General features: G+C 64.8%; 16 protein-coding genes. 4 read left to right on the forward strand and 12 right to left on the reverse strand.

Features of this window, described 5'->3' with window-relative positions; genetic code table 11:
• Positions 1-76 precede the first annotated feature (76 nt).
• Positions 77-826 carry a 2-amino-5-chloromuconate deaminase CnbZ gene (gene cnbZ, locus ABIB78_RS27890; protein ID WP_429030146.1) on the forward strand — a complete coding sequence of 250 codons (750 nt, stop codon included), beginning with the start codon at positions 77-79 and terminating at the stop codon, positions 824-826.
• A 190-nt stretch (positions 827-1,016) separates the two neighbouring features.
• Here cnbZ and ABIB78_RS27895 read toward each other — a convergent pair whose 3' ends face one another.
• The 12 genes from ABIB78_RS27895 to ABIB78_RS27950 all read right to left on the reverse strand — a co-directional run bounded on the left by ABIB78_RS27895 (position 1,017) and on the right by ABIB78_RS27950 (position 14,984).
• The gene (locus tag ABIB78_RS27895) at positions 1,017-1,907 is read right to left on the reverse strand and encodes an ABC transporter permease (RefSeq protein ID WP_429030149.1); all 891 of its coding nucleotides are present in this window, start codon (positions 1,905-1,907) and stop codon (positions 1,017-1,019) included.
• 4 nt (positions 1,908-1,911) lie between these two features.
• On the reverse strand, positions 1,912-2,853 hold the full coding sequence (locus tag ABIB78_RS27900; protein WP_429030151.1) for an ABC transporter permease: 942 nt from the start codon (positions 2,851-2,853) through the stop codon (positions 1,912-1,914).
• Positions 2,854-2,884: 31 nt separating this feature from the next.
• Positions 2,885-4,396, reverse strand: a complete 1,512-nt coding sequence (locus ABIB78_RS27905; RefSeq protein ID WP_429030154.1) for an ABC transporter substrate-binding protein — start codon at positions 4,394-4,396, stop codon at positions 2,885-2,887.
• A 30-nt stretch (positions 4,397-4,426) separates the two neighbouring features.
• Positions 4,427-5,518 carry an ABC transporter ATP-binding protein gene (locus tag ABIB78_RS27910; protein ID WP_429030157.1) on the reverse strand — a complete coding sequence of 364 codons (1,092 nt, stop codon included), beginning with the start codon at positions 5,516-5,518 and terminating at the stop codon, positions 4,427-4,429.
• Positions 5,515-6,504, reverse strand: coding sequence for an ABC transporter ATP-binding protein (locus ABIB78_RS27915; protein ID WP_429030160.1), 990 nt, complete (start codon positions 6,502-6,504; stop codon positions 5,515-5,517). The genes ABIB78_RS27910 and ABIB78_RS27915 overlap by 4 nt, the downstream gene beginning before the upstream one ends.
• Positions 6,501-7,211 (reverse strand): DUF1028 domain-containing protein, encoded by a 711-nt coding sequence (locus ABIB78_RS27920; protein WP_429030163.1) that lies wholly within the window; start codon positions 7,209-7,211, stop codon positions 6,501-6,503. The genes ABIB78_RS27915 and ABIB78_RS27920 overlap by 4 nt, the downstream gene beginning before the upstream one ends.
• Positions 7,212-7,454: 243 nt before the next feature.
• Positions 7,455-9,260, reverse strand: coding sequence for a gamma-glutamyltransferase family protein (locus ABIB78_RS27925; protein WP_429030165.1), 1,806 nt, complete (start codon positions 9,258-9,260; stop codon positions 7,455-7,457).
• A gap of 98 nt (positions 9,261-9,358) precedes the next feature.
• The gene (locus tag ABIB78_RS27930) at positions 9,359-10,354 is read right to left on the reverse strand and encodes an ABC transporter ATP-binding protein (RefSeq protein WP_429030168.1); all 996 of its coding nucleotides are present in this window, start codon (positions 10,352-10,354) and stop codon (positions 9,359-9,361) included.
• Positions 10,351-11,334: an ABC transporter ATP-binding protein gene (locus ABIB78_RS27935; RefSeq protein ID WP_429030170.1), complete on the reverse strand. Its 984-nt coding sequence runs from the start codon at positions 11,332-11,334 to the stop codon at positions 10,351-10,353. The genes ABIB78_RS27930 and ABIB78_RS27935 overlap by 4 nt, the downstream gene beginning before the upstream one ends.
• The gene (locus tag ABIB78_RS27940) at positions 11,331-12,290 is read right to left on the reverse strand and encodes an ABC transporter permease (RefSeq protein ID WP_429030173.1); all 960 of its coding nucleotides are present in this window, start codon (positions 12,288-12,290) and stop codon (positions 11,331-11,333) included. The genes ABIB78_RS27935 and ABIB78_RS27940 overlap by 4 nt, the downstream gene beginning before the upstream one ends.
• 11 nt (positions 12,291-12,301) lie before the next feature.
• Positions 12,302-13,282 carry an ABC transporter permease gene (locus ABIB78_RS27945; RefSeq protein WP_429030176.1) on the reverse strand — a complete coding sequence of 327 codons (981 nt, stop codon included), beginning with the start codon at positions 13,280-13,282 and terminating at the stop codon, positions 12,302-12,304.
• Between the two features lie 103 nt (positions 13,283-13,385).
• Positions 13,386-14,984 (reverse strand): ABC transporter substrate-binding protein, encoded by a 1,599-nt coding sequence (locus ABIB78_RS27950; protein ID WP_429030177.1) that lies wholly within the window; start codon positions 14,982-14,984, stop codon positions 13,386-13,388.
• Between the two features lie 375 nt (positions 14,985-15,359).
• Between ABIB78_RS27950 and ABIB78_RS27955 the strand changes: the two genes are divergently transcribed.
• From ABIB78_RS27955 to ABIB78_RS27965, 3 genes are read left to right on the forward strand one after another with little or no spacing between them, the layout of a single operon-like run.
• Positions 15,360-15,611 carry a DUF6489 family protein gene (locus tag ABIB78_RS27955; RefSeq protein ID WP_429030180.1) on the forward strand — a complete coding sequence of 84 codons (252 nt, stop codon included), beginning with the start codon at positions 15,360-15,362 and terminating at the stop codon, positions 15,609-15,611.
• An 8-nt stretch (positions 15,612-15,619) separates the two neighbouring features.
• The gene (locus ABIB78_RS27960; RefSeq protein WP_429030183.1) at positions 15,620-16,411 is read left to right on the forward strand and encodes an esterase/lipase family protein; all 792 of its coding nucleotides are present in this window, start codon (positions 15,620-15,622) and stop codon (positions 16,409-16,411) included.
• 51 nt (positions 16,412-16,462) lie between these two features.
• Positions 16,463-18,013 (forward strand): WS/DGAT/MGAT family O-acyltransferase, encoded by a 1,551-nt coding sequence (locus ABIB78_RS27965; protein WP_429030186.1) that lies wholly within the window; start codon positions 16,463-16,465, stop codon positions 18,011-18,013.
• The last annotated feature ends 2 nt before the right edge of the window (positions 18,014-18,015 follow it).

Genomic DNA, 18,015 nt, shown 5'->3' on the forward strand with positions numbered 1-18,015 from the left:
CGTTTTCTTCATGCGAGCCGGGAGACCATTTCGCTCGAAAGCGCTATGCTCCTAACAAGATCCGGGGGAAACAGGCATGGCGAGCGAGTTTGCGGCGGGCAATTACCGGTTCATTCCGGCCGTGTTCCAATATTCCAGTGGCGCGCAGGCGAACGCTGGCTATGAGATCGAGCGGGTGCGCTTCGATCGCCTGGTGCCGCTCGCGGAAGGCTTCGCGCGGATCGCGGCCTACATCCGGGACGCCGGCCGGCCGCTGACCTCGTTCTGCGCCTGCGAATTGCGTTCGCCGGCCGCCTTCACCGAGGACGGTTTCCGGGCCTTCAACCAGCACTACGTCAAGACGCTTGCCGAATGGGGCCTGTTCGATGGCACCATCAATCCGGTGGCCCGCAGCAACGTCTGTCCCGAGATCGATCCGCCGGCCGAGCCGTCGTTCTACGCGTTCTCGTTCACGCGGCCGAGCACAAACGCGTCGCCGTCCTTCGTGATCGCGGGCGGCGCCGAGGCACGCGGCGGCGCCGGCAGCTATCCCGACCGCATCGTTTGCTATCGCGATCTCAGTCCCGGCGCGTGGCGGGAGAAGGTCCGCTTCACCGCCGGCGAGATGGAGCGGCGTCTTGCGGAGTTCAGCTTCGCCTGGGAGGAGACCACAGCGGTGCAGGCTTATACCGTGCACGACATTCATCCCGTGATCGTCGACGAGCTGGTTCGCCGTGGCGCCACGCGCTCAGGCCTGACCTGGCACTTCTGCCGCCCGCCGGTGGTCGATCTCGAATACGAGATGGATTGCCGCAGGGTGTCGAGGGAATTGGTGATTCAGGTCTAGAGGCAATCGGCTTCGCCGAACCCGTCATCCCCGCGCAAAGGCTTCGCCTTTGTCGCTGGAGGTGCGAGCGGAGCGAGCCTCGAAGGATGCACGGCCCGGCTGCTGGCCGTCGATCCTTCGAGGGCGGCTGAAGAAGCGGCCACCTCAGGATGACGGAGAAGATTGGGCGCCCGCTGTGACGGAGGACAGATCACCGCGCCTTCGGGTCGAGCGCGTCGCGCAGGCCGTCGCCGACCAGGTTGAACGACAGCACGACCAGGAAGATTGCAAGTCCCGGCCAGACCGCCATCCACGGCGCGCTGGTCAGGAAGCGTTGGGCGGCGTTGAGCATGCTGCCCCAGGACGGCGCCGGCGGCTGCTGGCCGAGGCCGAGGAAGGAGAGTGCGGCCTCGGCGATGATCGCGGCCGCGATCGACAGCGTCGCCTGCACCAGCAGCGCCGGCAAAATGTTCGGCAGGATGTGGACCAGCGCGATGCGCCAGCGCGGGTTGCCCATGGCGCGCGCCGCCTCGACATAGTCCTCGACCTTGACGCTCATCACCTGGCCGCGGGTCAGGCGGATGAAGATCGGGGTCGCCGAGATGCCGATTGCGATCATTGCATTGCCGAGGCTCGGGCCGAGAAAGGCGGCGAGCGCGATCGCCAGGATCAGGAACGGACAGGCCAGCATCGCATCGGTAATGCGGCTGATCAGCGCGTCGATGAAGCCGCCGCGATAGCCCGCGAGCAGGCCGAGTGGAACCCCGATCGTAAGCGCGATGCTGACCGAGATGAGACCCGCCAGCAGCGAGGCGCGGGCGCCGTACACGACACGGGCGAGCACGTCGCGGCCGAGTTCGTCGGTGCCGAACCAGTGCTGCGCTGATTGGGCCTTGCGTACCAGCGACCAGCTCGTCGCAATGGGATCATATGGAACGATCAACGGCGCGAAGACGGCGAGCAGGATGAAGAGCGCGATCACGGCGAGACCGAGCACGGCGCCCTTGCGCCTGATCAGCCGCCGCCACGCGCGCCGCGCCGGGCTCTCCAGCGTCTCGGAGGCGGCAAGCGAAGCGCTTGTCCCGAATGCGGCGTCCGTCATCCGATCAGCCCCTCAGCCGCGGGTTGACGAGGACATAGGCGATGTCGGCGATCAAATTGAGTGTGATGTAGATCGTCGCAGTCGTCAGCACCACGCCCTGCACGACGGCATAGTCGCGGTTGAATACGGCGTCGACAATCAGCTTGCCGAAGCCCGGGATCGAGAAGATCTGCTCGGTGAGGACTGCGCCAGACAGCAGCGTGCCGAGCTCGAGCGCGCCGAGCGTGATGATCGGCGTCAGCGCGTTGCGCATTGCGTGCTTGAGGATCACCGTGCGCTCGGACAAGCCCTTGGCGCGCGCAGTGCGGACATAGTCGCTCTCCAACACCTGCAGCATGGCGCTGCGCGTATGACGCATCAGGATCGCCGCGATCGCATTGCCGAGCACGAACGCCGGCATGATGGATGCGGCGAGGCTGGCGCGCCAGTTTTCGCTCAGCGGCACGTAGCCTGAGGCGGGCAGCCAGCCCAGTTCAACGGAGAACAGGAAGATCAGCATGATGCCGAGCCAGAAATTCGGCGTCGAGATACCCCACAGCGCGAACAAATTGGCGCCATAGTCCCACGCCGTGCCCTTCTTCACCGCAGAGATGACGCCGGCGGGAATGCCGATCAGGAAGGCGATCACGATCGCCATGCCGGCGATCTGCATCGTTACCGGCAGCTTCTGCGTGATCAGGCTCAACACCGGCATCTTGTTGCGCAGAGATTCGCCGAAGTCGCCTGTGAGCACGCCCTTGACCCAGTATGCATATTGCACCGGGATCGGTCGATCGAGATGGTACTGCTGGCGGATTTGCGCGATCACGGCCGGGTCGCGCTCCTCGCCGGCCATGACCAGTGCCGGATCGCCGGGCAGCAGATGCTGCAGCGAGAAGATGAGGAGCGAGACAAAGAACAGCGTCGGGACCAGTTGAACCAGCCGCTTGGCGAGGAAGTTCAGCATCGTCGGCCCCGCATCCCCTGCGCTGCGGCGGTCATTTCAATTTCAGCCCGACCACGCGCACCAATCCATCCGGCATCTGCCGGTAACCCTCGACTTTGGTGGTGTGTGCGATCAGAAGTGTGCGGTGATAGATGTAGATGATGGGTTCGTCGTTGAGCACGATCTTGGCCATCTTCTCGTAGATCGGCTTGCGTTGGGCGGGGTCGTTGACCAGCCGCGCCTCTTCCATCAGTCTGTCGGCTTCCGGATTGGAATAGCCGCCGTCGTTCTGCGGTGCCTTGGTGTGCAGGAAGACGTAGGAATTGCCATCAGGATCAATCCGACCGCTCCAGTTGATCTGGAACACCTGGAATTCACCGGCCTGGGCCTGCTTGAAGGTCGTCGCAAATTCGACCACGCGGATCTTGATGTCAAAGCCCGCTTCGGCGGCCATCGACTGCACGACCTGGGCCACCGCCTCGTTCTCGGCCCCCTTGGGGACCATGTAGTCGACGGCGACGGGCAGCGTGACACCGGCTTCCTTCAGCAGCGCCTTGGCCTTGGCGACATCGCGTCCGCGAACCGGAAACGCCTTCTGGTAATAGGGATGCGTCGGGCTGACCCATTGATTGCCTGGCGTGAACTCGCCGTTGAAGACGACCTGATTGAGCGCCTCGCGATCGATCGCGAGATCGAGCGCCTGGCGGACCTTCTCCGACTGGCTGAGCGGCCCTTTGTTCTTCTCGTTCGCAATGTTGATCGTAAGGCCGAGATAGCCGAGTTCGGGCGCAGTCGACAGCACGAGCTTCGGGTCGGCGCGAACATCCTTGATATCGGTTGCCAGCACGCGCTCGATCAGATCGAGCCCACCGGATTTCAGGTTGGCGAGCCGCACCGTGGCGTCGACGATCGGCAGGAACACGATGCGATCGATGAAGACGTTGTCCTTGTTCCAGTAATCCTGGAATTTCTCGAACACCATGCGGTCCTGCTGCACGCGTTCAACGAACTTGTAGGGGCCGGCGCAGACGGGATGCAGGCCGAACTTGTCGCCCGCTTCCTTTACCGCCTTCGGCGAGACCATCATGCCGGCGCGGTCGGTCAACTGCGCGATCAGCGGCGAGTAGGGTGTTTTGAGCACCAGCTTGATGGTCAGGGGATCGACGACGTCGACATGGTCGAGCGCGGCCAATTCCGGCTTGCGGAACGAGGTCGGCAGCGTGAGATGGCGCTCCAGCGAGAACTTGGCTGCTTCGGCGTCGAACGGCTCGCCGTCATGGAACTTGACGGCCGGCCGCAGCTTGATCGTCATCTCCTTGCCGTCGGCAGATGTCTCGTGCGACAGCGCGAGTTGCGGCACGATATTGAGTTTTTCGTCGATGTCGAACAGCTTGTCGCAGAACGCGGAAAAGACGATGCGGCCGACATAGGTGCGCCCGATCGAGGGATCGAGGATGTCGGGATCCTCGGCAAGGCCGATGCGCAGCGTGGTCTGGGCCTGCGCGCCCGCGCCGAGCGCGAGCAACAGGCCCGCTGCCGCCGCCGCCAAACGAAACATCTTCATCATACCGCTCCCCATGTTCACGCGCCGACCTTAGGTCCCGACTGTACCAACCCCGGGACGTCCGGCCCCTTCCGTCGCGCCAAAGGCCGCCAGCAGTTTTTCCAGCGTCGGCGAAAAGCCGCCGTCAGTCGGGACGATCGCATCGTCCCACGGCAGCTCCGCCGTCCGGTGACATGCCGTTGCATGTCCGGTGCCATCTTCAAGGAGCTGTGGTGCTTCGCTGCGGCAACGCTCGATCGCATAGGGACATCTTGTGTGGAATCGGCAGCCCTGCGGCGGATTGAGTGCACTCGGCAGCTCGCCTTGCAGCACAATCCGGCTGCGCTTTGCCTTCGGTTTAGGCACCGGGATCGCCGACAGCAGTGCGCGGCTGTAGGGATGGCGCGGGGCGGCGAACAGCGCGTGTGCCTCCGCAGTCTCGACGATGGTGCCGAGATTCATCACGGCGACACGGTCGGCGATGTGCTTCACGACGGCCAGATCGTGCGAGACGAAGATGTAGGCGAGCTTCAGGCGATCCTGCAGGTCGCGCAGCAAGTTCAATATCTGCGAGCGGATCGAAACGTCGAGCGCCGACACCGGCTCATCGCAGATGATCAGCTTCGGCTCGACCGCAAGCGCGCGGGCAATCGCGATGCGCTGACGCTGGCCGCCGGAGAATTCATGGGGATAGCGGCGCGCGAAGCGCGGCTCGAGCCCGACCAGACGCAACAGCTCGTCGACCCGCGCGCGGCGATCCGCCGCCGGGACCAGATTGTGCAGCGCCAGCGGCTCGGTCAGGATCTGGCTCACCGTCATGCGGGGATTGAGCGAGGCGTAGGGGTCCTGGAAGATCAGCTGCGCGTCGCGGCGGAATGCGCGCAATTGTTCGGCATTGAGCGAACCGAGGTCGCGGCCCTCGAAGTTGATCCGTCCGGCGTCCGGCTCGATCAGCCGCAGCACCAGGCGGCTGACGGTCGATTTGCCGCAGCCGGATTCGCCGACCAGCGCCAGCGTCTTGCCGGCCTCGACCGTGAAGCTGACGCCGTCGACCGCCTTCACATGGGCGGTTGGCCGTCCGAACACCGAGCGTTCGGCGACGAAATGCTTCACCAGCCCTTCGACCTCGAGCAGCACAGTCATGACACCAGCCGTTCCAGCGGCGCGCGGATGCAGCGCGAGGCATGGGTCGCGCTCAGCATTGCGAGCGGCGGCGGCGATTTTGTGCAGGCACCCTCGACGAACGGGCAGCGCGCGGCGAAGCGGCAGCCAGCAGGAGGATGCGCCATGTTCGGCACCATGCCTTCGATGGTCGCGAGATGACTGGTGCGGCGGTCGAGCCGCGGGATCGAGCCGAGCAGGCCGACCGTGTAGGGATGCTGGGGATTGGCAAACAGCTCGTCGACCGGGGCGCGCTCGACGATCTCGCCCGCATACATCACCGCGACCTCGTCACAGACTTCGGCGACGACGCCGAGATCGTGAGTGATCAGGATGATCGCAGCACCGCTCGCGGCCTTCAGCTCGCGCATCAGATCCAGGATCTGCGCCTGCAGCGTCACGTCGAGCGCGGTGGTCGGCTCATCGGCGATCAGAAGCCGCGGATCGCAGGCCAGCGCCATCGCGATCATCACGCGCTGGCGCATGCCACCGGATAGCTTGTGGGGAAACTCGTCGATGCGTTTCTCGGGCGAGGGGATATGAACGCGGCGGAGCAGCTCGATGGTGCGTTCGCGCGCCGCGCGCCGGGAGCCGCCGCGGTGCCGCAAAATGGTCTCGGTGATCTGGTCGCCGATGGTAAAGCTCGGGTTGAGCGAAGTCATCGGCTCCTGGAAGATCATCGCGAGGCGATTGCCGCGCAGGTCGCGCAGCGTCGCGTCCGGCACGTCGAGCAGGTCGAACCCGTCGAAGCGGATCGCACCGGAGACCGCGGCCGACTGCTTCGGCAACAGCCCCATGATCGCGAGCGAAGTCACGCTCTTGCCGCAGCCGGACTCGCCGACCAGGCCAAGCGTGGCGCCATTGGCGACGGAAAGATCGACGCTATCGACGGCATGCGTGGTACGGCCGTCGTCGCCGTGGAAGGTGACGCGCAGGCCCTCGATCTCGATCAGCGGACCGGCGGTCATTCGCCGCTCTTGGTTGCGGCTGCAATGCCGGCGTCGATCGTGGCGCGCTCGCTGGTTCCGGCCGGGTTGTCGCGGGTCGGCATGAAGTTCCGGAACGGCACCCAGTGCTCACGGCTGACAGCTTCGAGCCGCTTAAGCTCGCGCAAGGGATCGGCATGGTCGTCGACCCGCAGGTCGAGCAACGGCCATTCCTCCGCGCCGTGGATCAGAAGCGCCGCCGATTGCTTGCCGCGCTTGTCGCCACCGGCCGCTTCGCCGGCGAACATCGCCTTGATCAGCCGCTCTGCGAACGGCAGCTTTTGGTTCGCGGCATAGACGCGCGCGGTCTCGTCGAGCACCGCGGGCCCGGCCAGCATGTTGCCGGCGATCGAGAAGCCGTCGCCCGCGATATGGCCGAACCAGTCGATACAGTCCTTGCCGGAATGCGCGGCAATGCGGCCCCTGGCGTCCATGACATGCGCCCGCCGGCTCTCGCGGCCGCTGTCGGGCGCGAGCAGCGCCGCGATCACGTCATGTGGGCTCTTGCCTTGGCGCAGCAGCGCGAGGCCGTCGATGCCGTAATAGGGATTGACCAGCGCCTGCGTCGCAACGGCGCCGATTCCGGGTGCGATGTGGGGCACGAGGGCGCCGACCGCGAAGAATCGCGTCGCGACGGCGATGCCGAGCTGGTCGGTGGCGCTGTCGCAGGCGATGATCGACCAGGTCATCTCGTGTCTCTTCTCCCTCTCTCGGCCCTTCGCGGGGTCGAGACGAGCGGAGCTCGCTCTGAGAGGGGCAGGGTGAGGGGCTCGTTCCGCGAAAGCGGCAGGTATCGAGTTTGCGGAGGCTCCCCCTCACCCGGATCGCATCTCCGATGCGATCCGACCTCTCCCCGCAAGCGGGGCGAGGTGAAGATGGAGGCTCGGTCTGCAGTTCGATCCGACGTCATCATGATACGATGGTGATCTCGTCTAGCGCCCTGCGGCGTAACCCTGCATACCGCGCGGGTTGGCGGCGGCGCGGCGGCGCGGGCCAACCTTCGAGGCCGCGGTAAGGCGGCCTTCCGACCAATCGGGGCCAATCTCCACCACATGGCCGCGGCGTTTCAATTCGTCGATGGTCGATTTCGGCACACGATTCTCCAGCACCAGCACACCGGGCCGCGAGGTACGCGGCCAGAACGAGATCGGGAAATGCTCGGAGTGCCAGGCCGGCGCGTCGATCGCCTCCTGCAAATTGAGCCTGGCATGGACGTGGCGGAGGAAGAACTGCGTGATCCACTGGTCCTGCTGGTCGCCGCCCGGCGAGCCCCAGGAAAGATACGGCTCGCCGTCGCGCAGCGCCATGGTTGGCGACAGCGTGGTGCGCGGCCGCTTGCCCGGTGCGAGCGAGGCGGGGTGGTTCTCCTCGAGCCAGAACATCTGGGCGCGGCTGCCGAGGCAGAAGCCGATTTCGGGAATCACAGGCGAGGACTGCAGCCAGCCGCCGGACGGCGTCGCTGAGATCATGTTGCCGGCCTTGTCGATGATGTCGCAATGGACGGTGTCGCCGCGCACCTCGCCGAACCGGCCGACGGTCGGCTCGCCCGCGCCCATGGCGCCGACCGCTTCGCGATGCCCTTCGGCGCGCCGCAATTTCACGACACCACCGAAACCCTCGACCGAGCCGGGACGGAAGTCGAGTGAGGCTTTGTCCCTCAAGATCAGCTTGCGCCGCTCGTCGTTGTAGGCATCGGACAGCAGTGTTTCGATCGGGATGTCCGCGAACTTTGGATCGCCGTAGAACGTCTCGCGATCGGCATAGGCGAGCTTGGCGCATTCGATCTGCAGATGGATGAAGTCGGGGCCTGCGGGGTCGAGCCCGTCGAGCTCAAAACCCTTCAGCAGCGCGAGTTGCTGCAGCATCACCGGACCCTGGCTCCAGACCCCGGCCTTCTGCACGGTGTAGCGGCCGTAATCGTAGGTCAGCGGCGCCTCGATGGTCGGCTGCCAGCGTGCCATGTCGTCGGCCGACAGCACGCCGCGGTGCGGCCGGCCAGAGACGTCCATCACCTCCTGGGTGCGGCAGAACTTGTCGATCGCTTCCGCAACAAAGCCCTTTGACCAGGCCTGCCGCGCGCGTTCGATCTGCGCGACGCGGTCGCCGCCGGCGCTCTCCGCCTCGGTGAGGATGCGCGCGTAGGTCTCCGCAAGTTTCTTGTTGGTGAAGATGGTGCCGGGCTTCGGCACCTCGCCGTTCGGCAAATAGACGTCGGCCGATGTGGGCCAGTATTTCCGGAACAGCTGCTCGACGGTCTGGATGGTGGCGGACGCGCGCTCGACCAGCGGATGGCCGTCGCGAGCATAGGCGATCGCGGGCTCCAGCACGTCGCGCAGCTTCATCGTGCCGTAGTCGCGCAGCAGCAGCATCCAGGTTTCGAACGTGCCGGGCACGCAGGCCGCGAGCAGGCCGGTGCCGGGCACCATTTCGAGGCCTTCGCTGCGATAGTGGGCGATCGTTGCCTTGGCCGGCGCCGGACCCTGGCCGCAGATCACTTCGGTTTTGCCGCGCTTGACGTCGTGCACGATGATCGGGACATCGCCGCCGGGGCCGTTCAGATGCGGTTCGACCACCTGCAACGTGAACGCCGCTGCAACGCCGGCGTCGAAGGCGTTTCCGCCTTTCTCCAACGCCGCCATGCCGACAGCGGTCGCGATCCAGTGGGTCGAGGTGACGACGCCGAAGGTGCCTTCGATCTCGGGCCTTGTGGTGAATGGATCGGGATTGACGTTGCTCATGGGCTGCGCTTCCGGCTAGGTCTTGTGCGCGCGCACTTGATCACAGGCGGGCTGGTATGCCAACCGCTTGGTGGACATGGCCGCTCCCATCCGCGTGATCATGCCGGAACGGCGGCGGCGGGGCTGTTGACGGCGTGACAGGCCACGCCGTCAATCAGTTCCGGCGTCTTCTCACGGCAGAGATCGAAGGCGAGGGGACAGCGCGGATTGAACGAGCAGCCCGGCGGCGGATCGATCGGGTTGGGAATCTCGCCCTTGACCGGGATGCGCTGGCGGCCCGACATCGCAAGATCCGGAACCGCGCCGAGCAGCATCCTGGTGTAGGGCATCCGCGGGTTCTCGAACAGTTTCCGACCCTCGGCGATCTCGACGATACGGCCGAGATACATCACGCCGATCCGGCTGGCCATGTGGCGGACAACCGCGAGGTTGTGGCTGATGAAGAGATAGGTCAGGCCGAATTTGTCCTGCAGGTCGCGCATCAGATTGAGGATCTGCGCCTGCACGGAGACGTCGAGCGCCGAGGTCGGCTCGTCGCAGACGATGAACTCGGCCTCCGACGCCAGCGCCCGGGCGATCGCGATGCGCTGGCGCTGGCCGCCGGAGAATTCGTGCGGGAATTTTTGGCCGTCGTCGGGGTGCAGGCCGACCAGCGAGAGCAATTCGCCGACTCGGGCCTTGATGTCGCGCTCGCCCTGGATCAGGTCGAAGGCGCGGATCGGCTCGCCGACGATGGCGGCGACCCGGTAGCGCGGATTGAGGCTCGCATAGGGATCCTGAAAAATCATCTGGATGCGCCGGCGCAGCCGACGGCGCGCCTGGCCCTGCCGCGGATCGGTCATCGAGACCCCGTCGATGACGACTTCGCCCGAACTCGGTGACAGCAGGCCGACGACCATGCGTGCTACCGTGGTCTTGCCCGAGCCGGATTCGCCGACCAGCGCAAACGTCTCGCCGCGCTTGATGTCGAAGCTGACGCCGTCGACGGCCTTCAGATATTCGAGATGGCCGCCCTCGATCACGCGGTTGAGCCACGGCTTCGAGACGTCAAAGACGCGACGCAGGTTCTTGACCTCGACCAATGTCCCGCTCATGCCGCCGTCTCCTTCGCAGGCTCGAACAGATGGCAGGCGACGGATTGCGTGCCCTGCCGGATCGGCTCGGGCCGTTCGACGCGGCAGCGATCGAAGGCAAACGCGCAACGCGGATTGAACGGGCAGCCCGGCGGGATCGCCGACAGCCGCGGCATCGAACCGGGAATCTGCACCAGGCGCTTGTCCTCGCCGGCAAGCGTCGGGATCGCGCCCATCAGGCCCTTGGCGTAGGGATGCAGCGGATTGCGCACCACCTCCTGCACCGGGCCGATCTCGGCGATGCGGCCCGAATACATCACCGCGACGCGGTCGCAGGTCTCGGCGATCACGCCCATATCGTGCGTCACCAGCATCACGGCGGTGCCGTGGTCGCGGCCGAGCCGCTTGATCAGCGTGATGATCTGCGCCTGCACGGAAACGTCGAGCGCAGTGGTCGGTTCGTCGGCGATGATCAGCTCGGGCTCGGCGCAGATCGCGAGCGCGATGACGACGCGCTGGCGCATGCCGCCGGAGAATTCGTGCGGGTACCCGTCGATGCGCTTCTCCGGCGCGGGAATACCGACTTCGGCCAACAGGTCGATGGCGCGCCTGCGCGCGGCGCTTTCACTCAAATTGGTGTGGGTTCGAATCGTCTCGACGATCTGGTCGCCGATCCGGTAGAGCGGATTGAGGCTGGTCAGCGGATCCTGGAAGATCATGCCGATCCGCTTGCCTCTGACACGGCGGATCTCGTCGGGCGGAAGGTGGTCGATCCGCGTCCCAGACAGCTCGATCTCGCCGCCGGAGATGCGGCCGGGCGGATCGATCAGGCCAATCACCGCAAGGCCGGTAACCGATTTGCCGGCACCGGACTCGCCGACCACGCCGAGCACCTCGCCCTTGGCGATCTCGAACGACACGCCGTTGATGGCGCGCAAGGTGGCGCGACGGGTGACGAATTCCACCTCGAGGTTGCGCACGGAGAGAACGGGCTTACTCATCGGAGCTTTGGATTGAGTGCGTCGCGCAGCCAGTCGCCGAGCAGGTTGATGGAAAGGATCAGGCCGGCCAAGGCAATGCCCGGGAAGGCGACGATCCACCATTCGCCGGCAAACAGATAGTTGTTGCCGATCCGGATCAGGGTGCCGAGCGAGGGCATGGTGTCGGGCATGCCGGATCCGAGGAACGACAGCGTCGCCTCGGTGATGATCGCGAGCGCTAGGTTGATGGTGGCGATGACGAGGATCGGGCCCATCGTGTTCGGCAGCACGTGCCGCAGCATGATCGTCGGTGCCGGCAGGCCGATCAGTTGCGCCGCCGCCACATAATCCTTGTTCTTCTCGACCATGACCGAGCCGCGCACGGTGCGGGCATATTGCACCCAGAAACTGAGCCCGATCGCGATGATGAGCACGCCGAGCGTGCTCATTTCGTCGAGCCGGTTGCCGAGCAGCGATTTGGCGACGCCGTTGACCAGCAGCGCGATCAGGATCGCCGGGAAGGTGAGCTGGACGTCGGCGATCCGCATGATCACGCTGTCGACCGCGCCGCCGAAATAGCCGGCGACCAGCCCAAGGGCGATGCCGAGCGCGCCGGCGAAGACCACGCCGGCAACGCCGACCGCAAGCGAGATGCGCAGGCCGTAGAGGATCGCCGAGAGCACGTCGCGGCCCTGCTCGTCGGTGCCGAGCAGGAACGGGCTCTGGCCGTCGGCGGTCCACAACGGCGCGATCCGCGAGTTGATCAGCTGCAGCTGGGCCGGATCGAACGGGTTCTGCACCGCGAGCCATGACGCAAAGATTGCCAGCAGGAAGAACAATAGCGTGATCACGGCCGCGACCATCGTCAGCCTGGAACGGCGGAACGAATAGAAGATGTCGCTGTCGAGCGCGCGCCTGAACCAGCCGGCAGGTGCCTGATGGTCCTGGGAGCGGTGGGGGACGACGGCGTCGGACATCGGTTGGTCCCTCACGCCGCGCGGCCGACGGTCGAGCGCAATCGCGGATCGACCACGGTATAGAGGATGTCGACCACGAGATTGATGGTGACGAAGATCAGCGAGACCATCAGGAGATACGCGGCCATGATCGGGATATCGACATTCTGCACGGCCTGCACGAACAGAAGCCCCATGCCCGGCCATTGGAACACGGTTTCGGTGATGATCGAGAAAGCAATAACCGAGCCAAACTGCAGGCCGGCCACCGTGATCACGGGAACAAGGGTGTTCTTCAGCGCATGGCCGAAATGGATCGCGCGCGTGCTCAGCCCGCGGGCGCGGGCGAAGCGGATATAATCGGTCCGCAGCACTTCCAGCATTTCGGCGCGTACCAGCCGCATGATCAGGGTCATCTGGAACAGCCCGAGCGTGATCGCCGGCATGATCAGCGCCTTCAGGCCCGAGACGGTGAGCAGCCCCGTGGTCCACCAGCCGAGCTTCACCACCTCGCCGCGGCCGAAGGAGGGCAGCCAGCCCAGCGTCACCGCGAACAGATAGATCAGGAGGATGCCGATCAGGAAGGTCGGCAACGAAATGCCGATCAGCGATACAGCCTGGAATAATTTGGCGAGCACGGTGTCGCGGCGCAGCGCCGAATAGACCCCCATCAGGATGCCCGCACCCATCGCGAACAGCGTGGCGCAGATCGAAAGCTCCAGCGTCGCCGGCAGCCGTTCCGCCAGCAGCGAGGAAACCGGTAGCCGGAACTGGTAGGATACGCCGAACTTGAACTGCACGGCATTGATGAAGTAGCGGCCGAACTGCACCAGCACAGGGTCGTCAAGGCCGAGCGATTGCCGGATCGAGGCGCGCTCTGCCGCCGAGGTGTCGATCGAGACGATCTGGTTCACCGGATCGCCGGCGAAGCGGAACATCGCGAACGCAATGACGCCTACGGCGAGCATCACGCCGATCGCCTGCAGGAAGCGGCGAAGAGTGAAAGCGAGCATCTCTACCTTTCACTGCTTTTGACATTTGGCGCACCGCTTTGCGCGCCCGGAAAACGAGAGGTCCCGGAAGCCTGCGCTTCCGGGACCCAATTCGCTGCAACCACTATTCACCCTGCTTGGTCGCCCAGTAGAGCAGCACCTGGTTGTCCGCGCGCTGGGTCAATTTGACCTTTTTCGACACGCCCCACACCAGTGGTTGCTGATGCAGCGGAACGTAGCCGTAATCCTTGATGACGATTTCGTAGGCTTGCTTGATCAACTGGTCGCGCTTGGCAGTGTCGCTCTCGATCAGGACCTTGTCGGTGAGCGCGTCGACTTCCCTGTTGCAATAGCCGCCGAGATTGGCTTCGCCCCGCGTCGCATCCTTCGGATCGTCGCGGCAGCCGAGGATGTCGTGCAGCACATTGTGGGAATCCGAGGTCGCAGGCGTCCAGCCCAGCATGAACAACGAGGTCTGGTAGCCGCCGGGCTTCAGCACCTTGGCGAAATATTGTGCCTTCGGCTGCGCCAGAAGGTTCACCTTGACGCCGATACGGGCCAGCATGCCAACCACCGCCTGGCAAATTGCGGCGTCGTTGACGTAGCGGTCGTTCGGGCAATCCATCGTGACTTCGAAGCCGTCCGGATAGCCGGCGTCGGCCAGCAGCTTCTTGGCACCGTCAGGATCGAGCTTCGGCCGGGTGAACTCCTTCGACAGCGGATAGAGTTCGGGTGCGATCATCAGCGTCGAGGGCGTCGACATGCCGCGCATGACGCGGGTCTTGATCAGGTCGACGTCGATCGTTTTGTAGAAAGCTTCGCGGACCTTGATGTCCTTGAACGGATTCTTGCCCTTGACGTTGGAGTACAGGAGCTCGTCGCGCGCCATATCCATGCCGATGAAGATGGTGCGGATCTCCGGCGCGGTCATGACGGTGGCGACGCCGCTGGAATTGACGCGCTGGATGTCCTGAAGCGGAACCGGTTCTATGACGTCGACCTCGCCCGAGAGCAGCGCGGCAACGCGGGTGGCGTCGGAGCCGATCGGGGTGAAGATGATCTCCTTGAGATTATGCTCGGGCTTGCGCCAATAGCCTGGAAACGCCTTGAACACGGTCTTCACGCCGGGCTGGTGGCTCTCGATCGTGAAGGGGCCGGTGCCGTTCTCGTGCAGCGCCGCGTAGCTCGGCGTAGTCGCGGAGGCCGGCGTCGGTGCGACGGCGTTGTTCTCCTCGCACCACTTCTTGTCCATGATGTACCAGCTATCCCACTGCGAGGTCAGGATGGGATTGGGCGAGTCCAGCGTCACGTCGACCGTGTAATCATCGACCTTGGCGAACTTGGCGTCGGCGGGAACGTTGCTGAGGAAGTTGGAGCCCTTGGCGCGGACGCGATCGGCGGAGAACAGCACGTCGTCGGCGGTGAAGGGGTCGCCATTGTGAAATTTCACGCCCTTGCGCAGATGGAAGCGCCATTTGGTGGGGCTCACGGTCTCCCAGCTTTCCGCCAGAGCCGGGATGATCTTCAGGTCCTTGTCGCGCGCGGTAAGTCCTTCATAGACGTGGGCGTGGTGCGCGATCGTCGTGGTTTCCTTCAGCGTGTAGGGATCCAGCGACTTGAGCTCGCCCTGGTTGGCGTATTTCAACGTCTGGGCCGATGCCGGCAAGGCAAAGGCGACCAGTGCGACGGCAGCCGCCGCAAACAAACTCCAACGTACCGACATATGTGATCCCGCGTCCCCGTTTTTGTCCGCCGGCTGCTGTGTCCGGCTGGTATTATTGATCCATGTTGACAGAGTTTACCGGCCGCGCAAGCGCGATTTCCCAAAGGGTTAACCTGTCGGCGGGTGCAGCGCAATGAACGGGATTCGAGAACAGGCGGCTGGCGCGAAGGCGTGACATTCGACTTTCGGAGTGCCGGTTGTCGGCCGCGGAGACGATCACCGGCGAGCGCTGTTTCGCCGGCCGCCCAGGACAGTTTGGTTGACCATAACAGATGATTGAGGCCGGCCATGCCTTGGGTCAAGCACGGCTCGCTTGCGTGATGCACCCTGTCGCGGCGATACTGAGTCGGGTCGGGTGCATTTGAGGAGGCGGATATGAAGGTCAACGTGGAGATAGATTGCACGCCCCTCGAAGCGCGGCAATTCTTCGGCCTGCCGGACGTGGGGCCGATGCAAACCGCTGTGATGGACAGGCTGCAGCAGCAAATGATGTCGAACATCGACAAGGTTTCGCCCGAAGCCCTGATGCAGAGCTGGTTCACCTTCGATCCCAAGCTCGCCGAGCGCTTCCAGGACATGTTCGTGGCGATGGCCGGCTTCGGCGGCGGCGCGGGCAAGAAGAAGTAGTGACTGACATGGACAGGAGCGTTGATGGGACCGAACGCCGGTTGCGCCCGCCGAGCCTGTTCCTGATGCTGGCTGAGGCGCGCGGCGTGCTCGAACTCAATTCGAGCCTGCTGCTGTCGCCTCTGCTGATGCGGGCGCCGAGGGGCGATGGTCATCCGGTGCTGGCGCTGCCCGGCTTCCTTGCCAGCGATCTTTCGATGGCGCCGATGCGGCGCTATCTGAGGGAGCTCGGCTATGACGCCTACGCCTGGAACATGGGCCGCAATTTCGGCGGCATCGCCTCCAGGCGCGATGCGCTGCGCGACCTCTTGAAGCGGATTCACGAGGCCTCCGGGCGCAAGGTCTCGGTCATCGGCTGGAGTCTCGGCGGCGTCTACGCGCGCGACCTGGCGTCGCGGATGCCGGAGCTGGTGCGCTCCATCATCACGCTGGGCAGCCCGTTCGCCGATGACATCCGGGCCACCAATGCGACGCGGCTATATGAGGTCTTGTCCGGCGAGGGGGTGGACGACATCCCCGAGATCCGCGCCGCGATCGCCGGCGACATGCCGGTGCCGACGACCTCGATCTATTCCCGCACCGACGGCATCGTGAACTGGCGGACCTCACGGGTGCGGCCCTCGGCGACCGCCGAGAACATCGAGGTGCATTTCGCCAGCCATCTCGGCCTCGGCGTCAACCCCGCAGCCCTTTGGGCGATCGCGGACCGGCTGGCGCAGCCGGAAGGGGAGTTCCGGCATTTTGACCGGTCGGGCCCCTTTGCCATTGCCTACGGGCCGGCAGAGCAGGCACTATCCTAACCAAGAAGCGCCGCCAAGGCGCTCGCGTGAGTTGGTTCTCGGGAGGAGATCATGAGCGACGCCAAGAAGCTGTCCTCGCTGGACGCATCGTTTCTCTATCTGGAAACGCCGGAAATGCCGATGCATGTCGGCAGCATGGCGATCTTCCGCCTGCCCGACGGCTACAAGGGCGACTTCTTCGAGGAATTCAAGGCGATGATCGCCTCGCGGCTGCACGTCGCGCCGATCCTCAAGGCGCGCCTGCAGAAGGCGCCGCTCGACATCGATCATCCGTCCTGGGTCGAGGACGATCAGTTCGACATCGACCGTCACATCTTCCGCGCCAGCCTGCCCGCGCCGCACGACCGCGCGACGCTGGAGCGTATCGTCGGCTGGATGCACGCCAAGCTCTTGAATCGCGCCCGCCCGCTCTGGGAGTTCTATGTCTTCGAGGGCATGAAGGACAACGAGATCGGGCTCTATTCCAAGATGCACCACGCCTGCATCGACGGCGGCGCCGGCGCCGCGTTGACCAGCATGATCTACGACCTGACGCCGGTGCCGCGGCAGATCGATCCGCCGAGCGCGAAAAAGGTCGCGCAGGAGCCGCGCGACATTGCGTCCAACCTGATCGACGCCTATCAGCAGCTCTGGACCCAGCCGTTCGAGGCGGCCGCCGCCGCGCAGAAGGGCCTGGAGCTGCCGCGCTCGGGCAAGAGCGACCTCGGCTCGATCCTGTTCGACAACGCCATGTTCCAGATCGAGAGCGCGGTGAAGTTCGCAGGCTCCATGCCCACCGTCATGAAAAGCCTGTCCGACGTCGTCGCCAAGGTCGCCGACCCCAGGTCGCGCGAGAGCCTGCAGGCGATGGCTTCACCCCCGACCATCCTCAACAAGGCGATTTCGTCCGAGCGCAGTTTTGCCGGCACCTCGATCTCGCTGTCGCGCGCCAAGGCGCTGGCGAAGGCCTCGGGCGGCAAGCTCAACGACGTGGTACTGGCACTCGCCTCCGGCGTGGTGCGGCGCTATCTGATCAGCCAGGGCGCGCTGCCGAACAAGTCGTTGACGGCAGGCGTGCCGATCTCGCTGCGCGAGGAGGGCAACGCCGAATCCAACAACCAGGTGTTCGGCATGATCTGCTCGATCGCGACCGACATCGAAGACCCCCGGAAGCGGCTGGAGACCATCATCGTGCAGTCCACCAAGTCCAAGGAGATGTCGCATCCGCTGCGCGCTTTGGTGCCGCAGGTCTCCAACATCTCGCTGCTGGGCGCGCCGATCCTGGTGCAGATCATGGCGCTGGTCTACAGCCGCTCCGACCTTTCCAACGTGCTACCGCCGGCCACCAACATCACGGTGTCGAACGTGCCGGGCCCGCGGCAGACGCTGTATGCCGCTGGCGCGGAGCTGCTGCACATCTTTCCGGTCTCGATTTCGACCCACGGGATCGCGCTCAACATCACCGTGCAGAGCTACCGCGATCAGCTCGATTTCGGCTTCATCGTTGGCGCCAACATCATTCCCCATGTGCAGGTGATGTGCGACATGCTGCCGCTCGAGTTCGACGCACTCGAGGCGGCGTTCGCTCCGCCGCCTGCAGATATCAAGGCTGCGGCCGAATAGGA

This window comes from Bradyrhizobium sp. I1.14.4 (genome assembly GCF_050435825.1).
Taxonomy (GTDB): Bacteria; Pseudomonadota; Alphaproteobacteria; order Rhizobiales; family Xanthobacteraceae; genus Bradyrhizobium.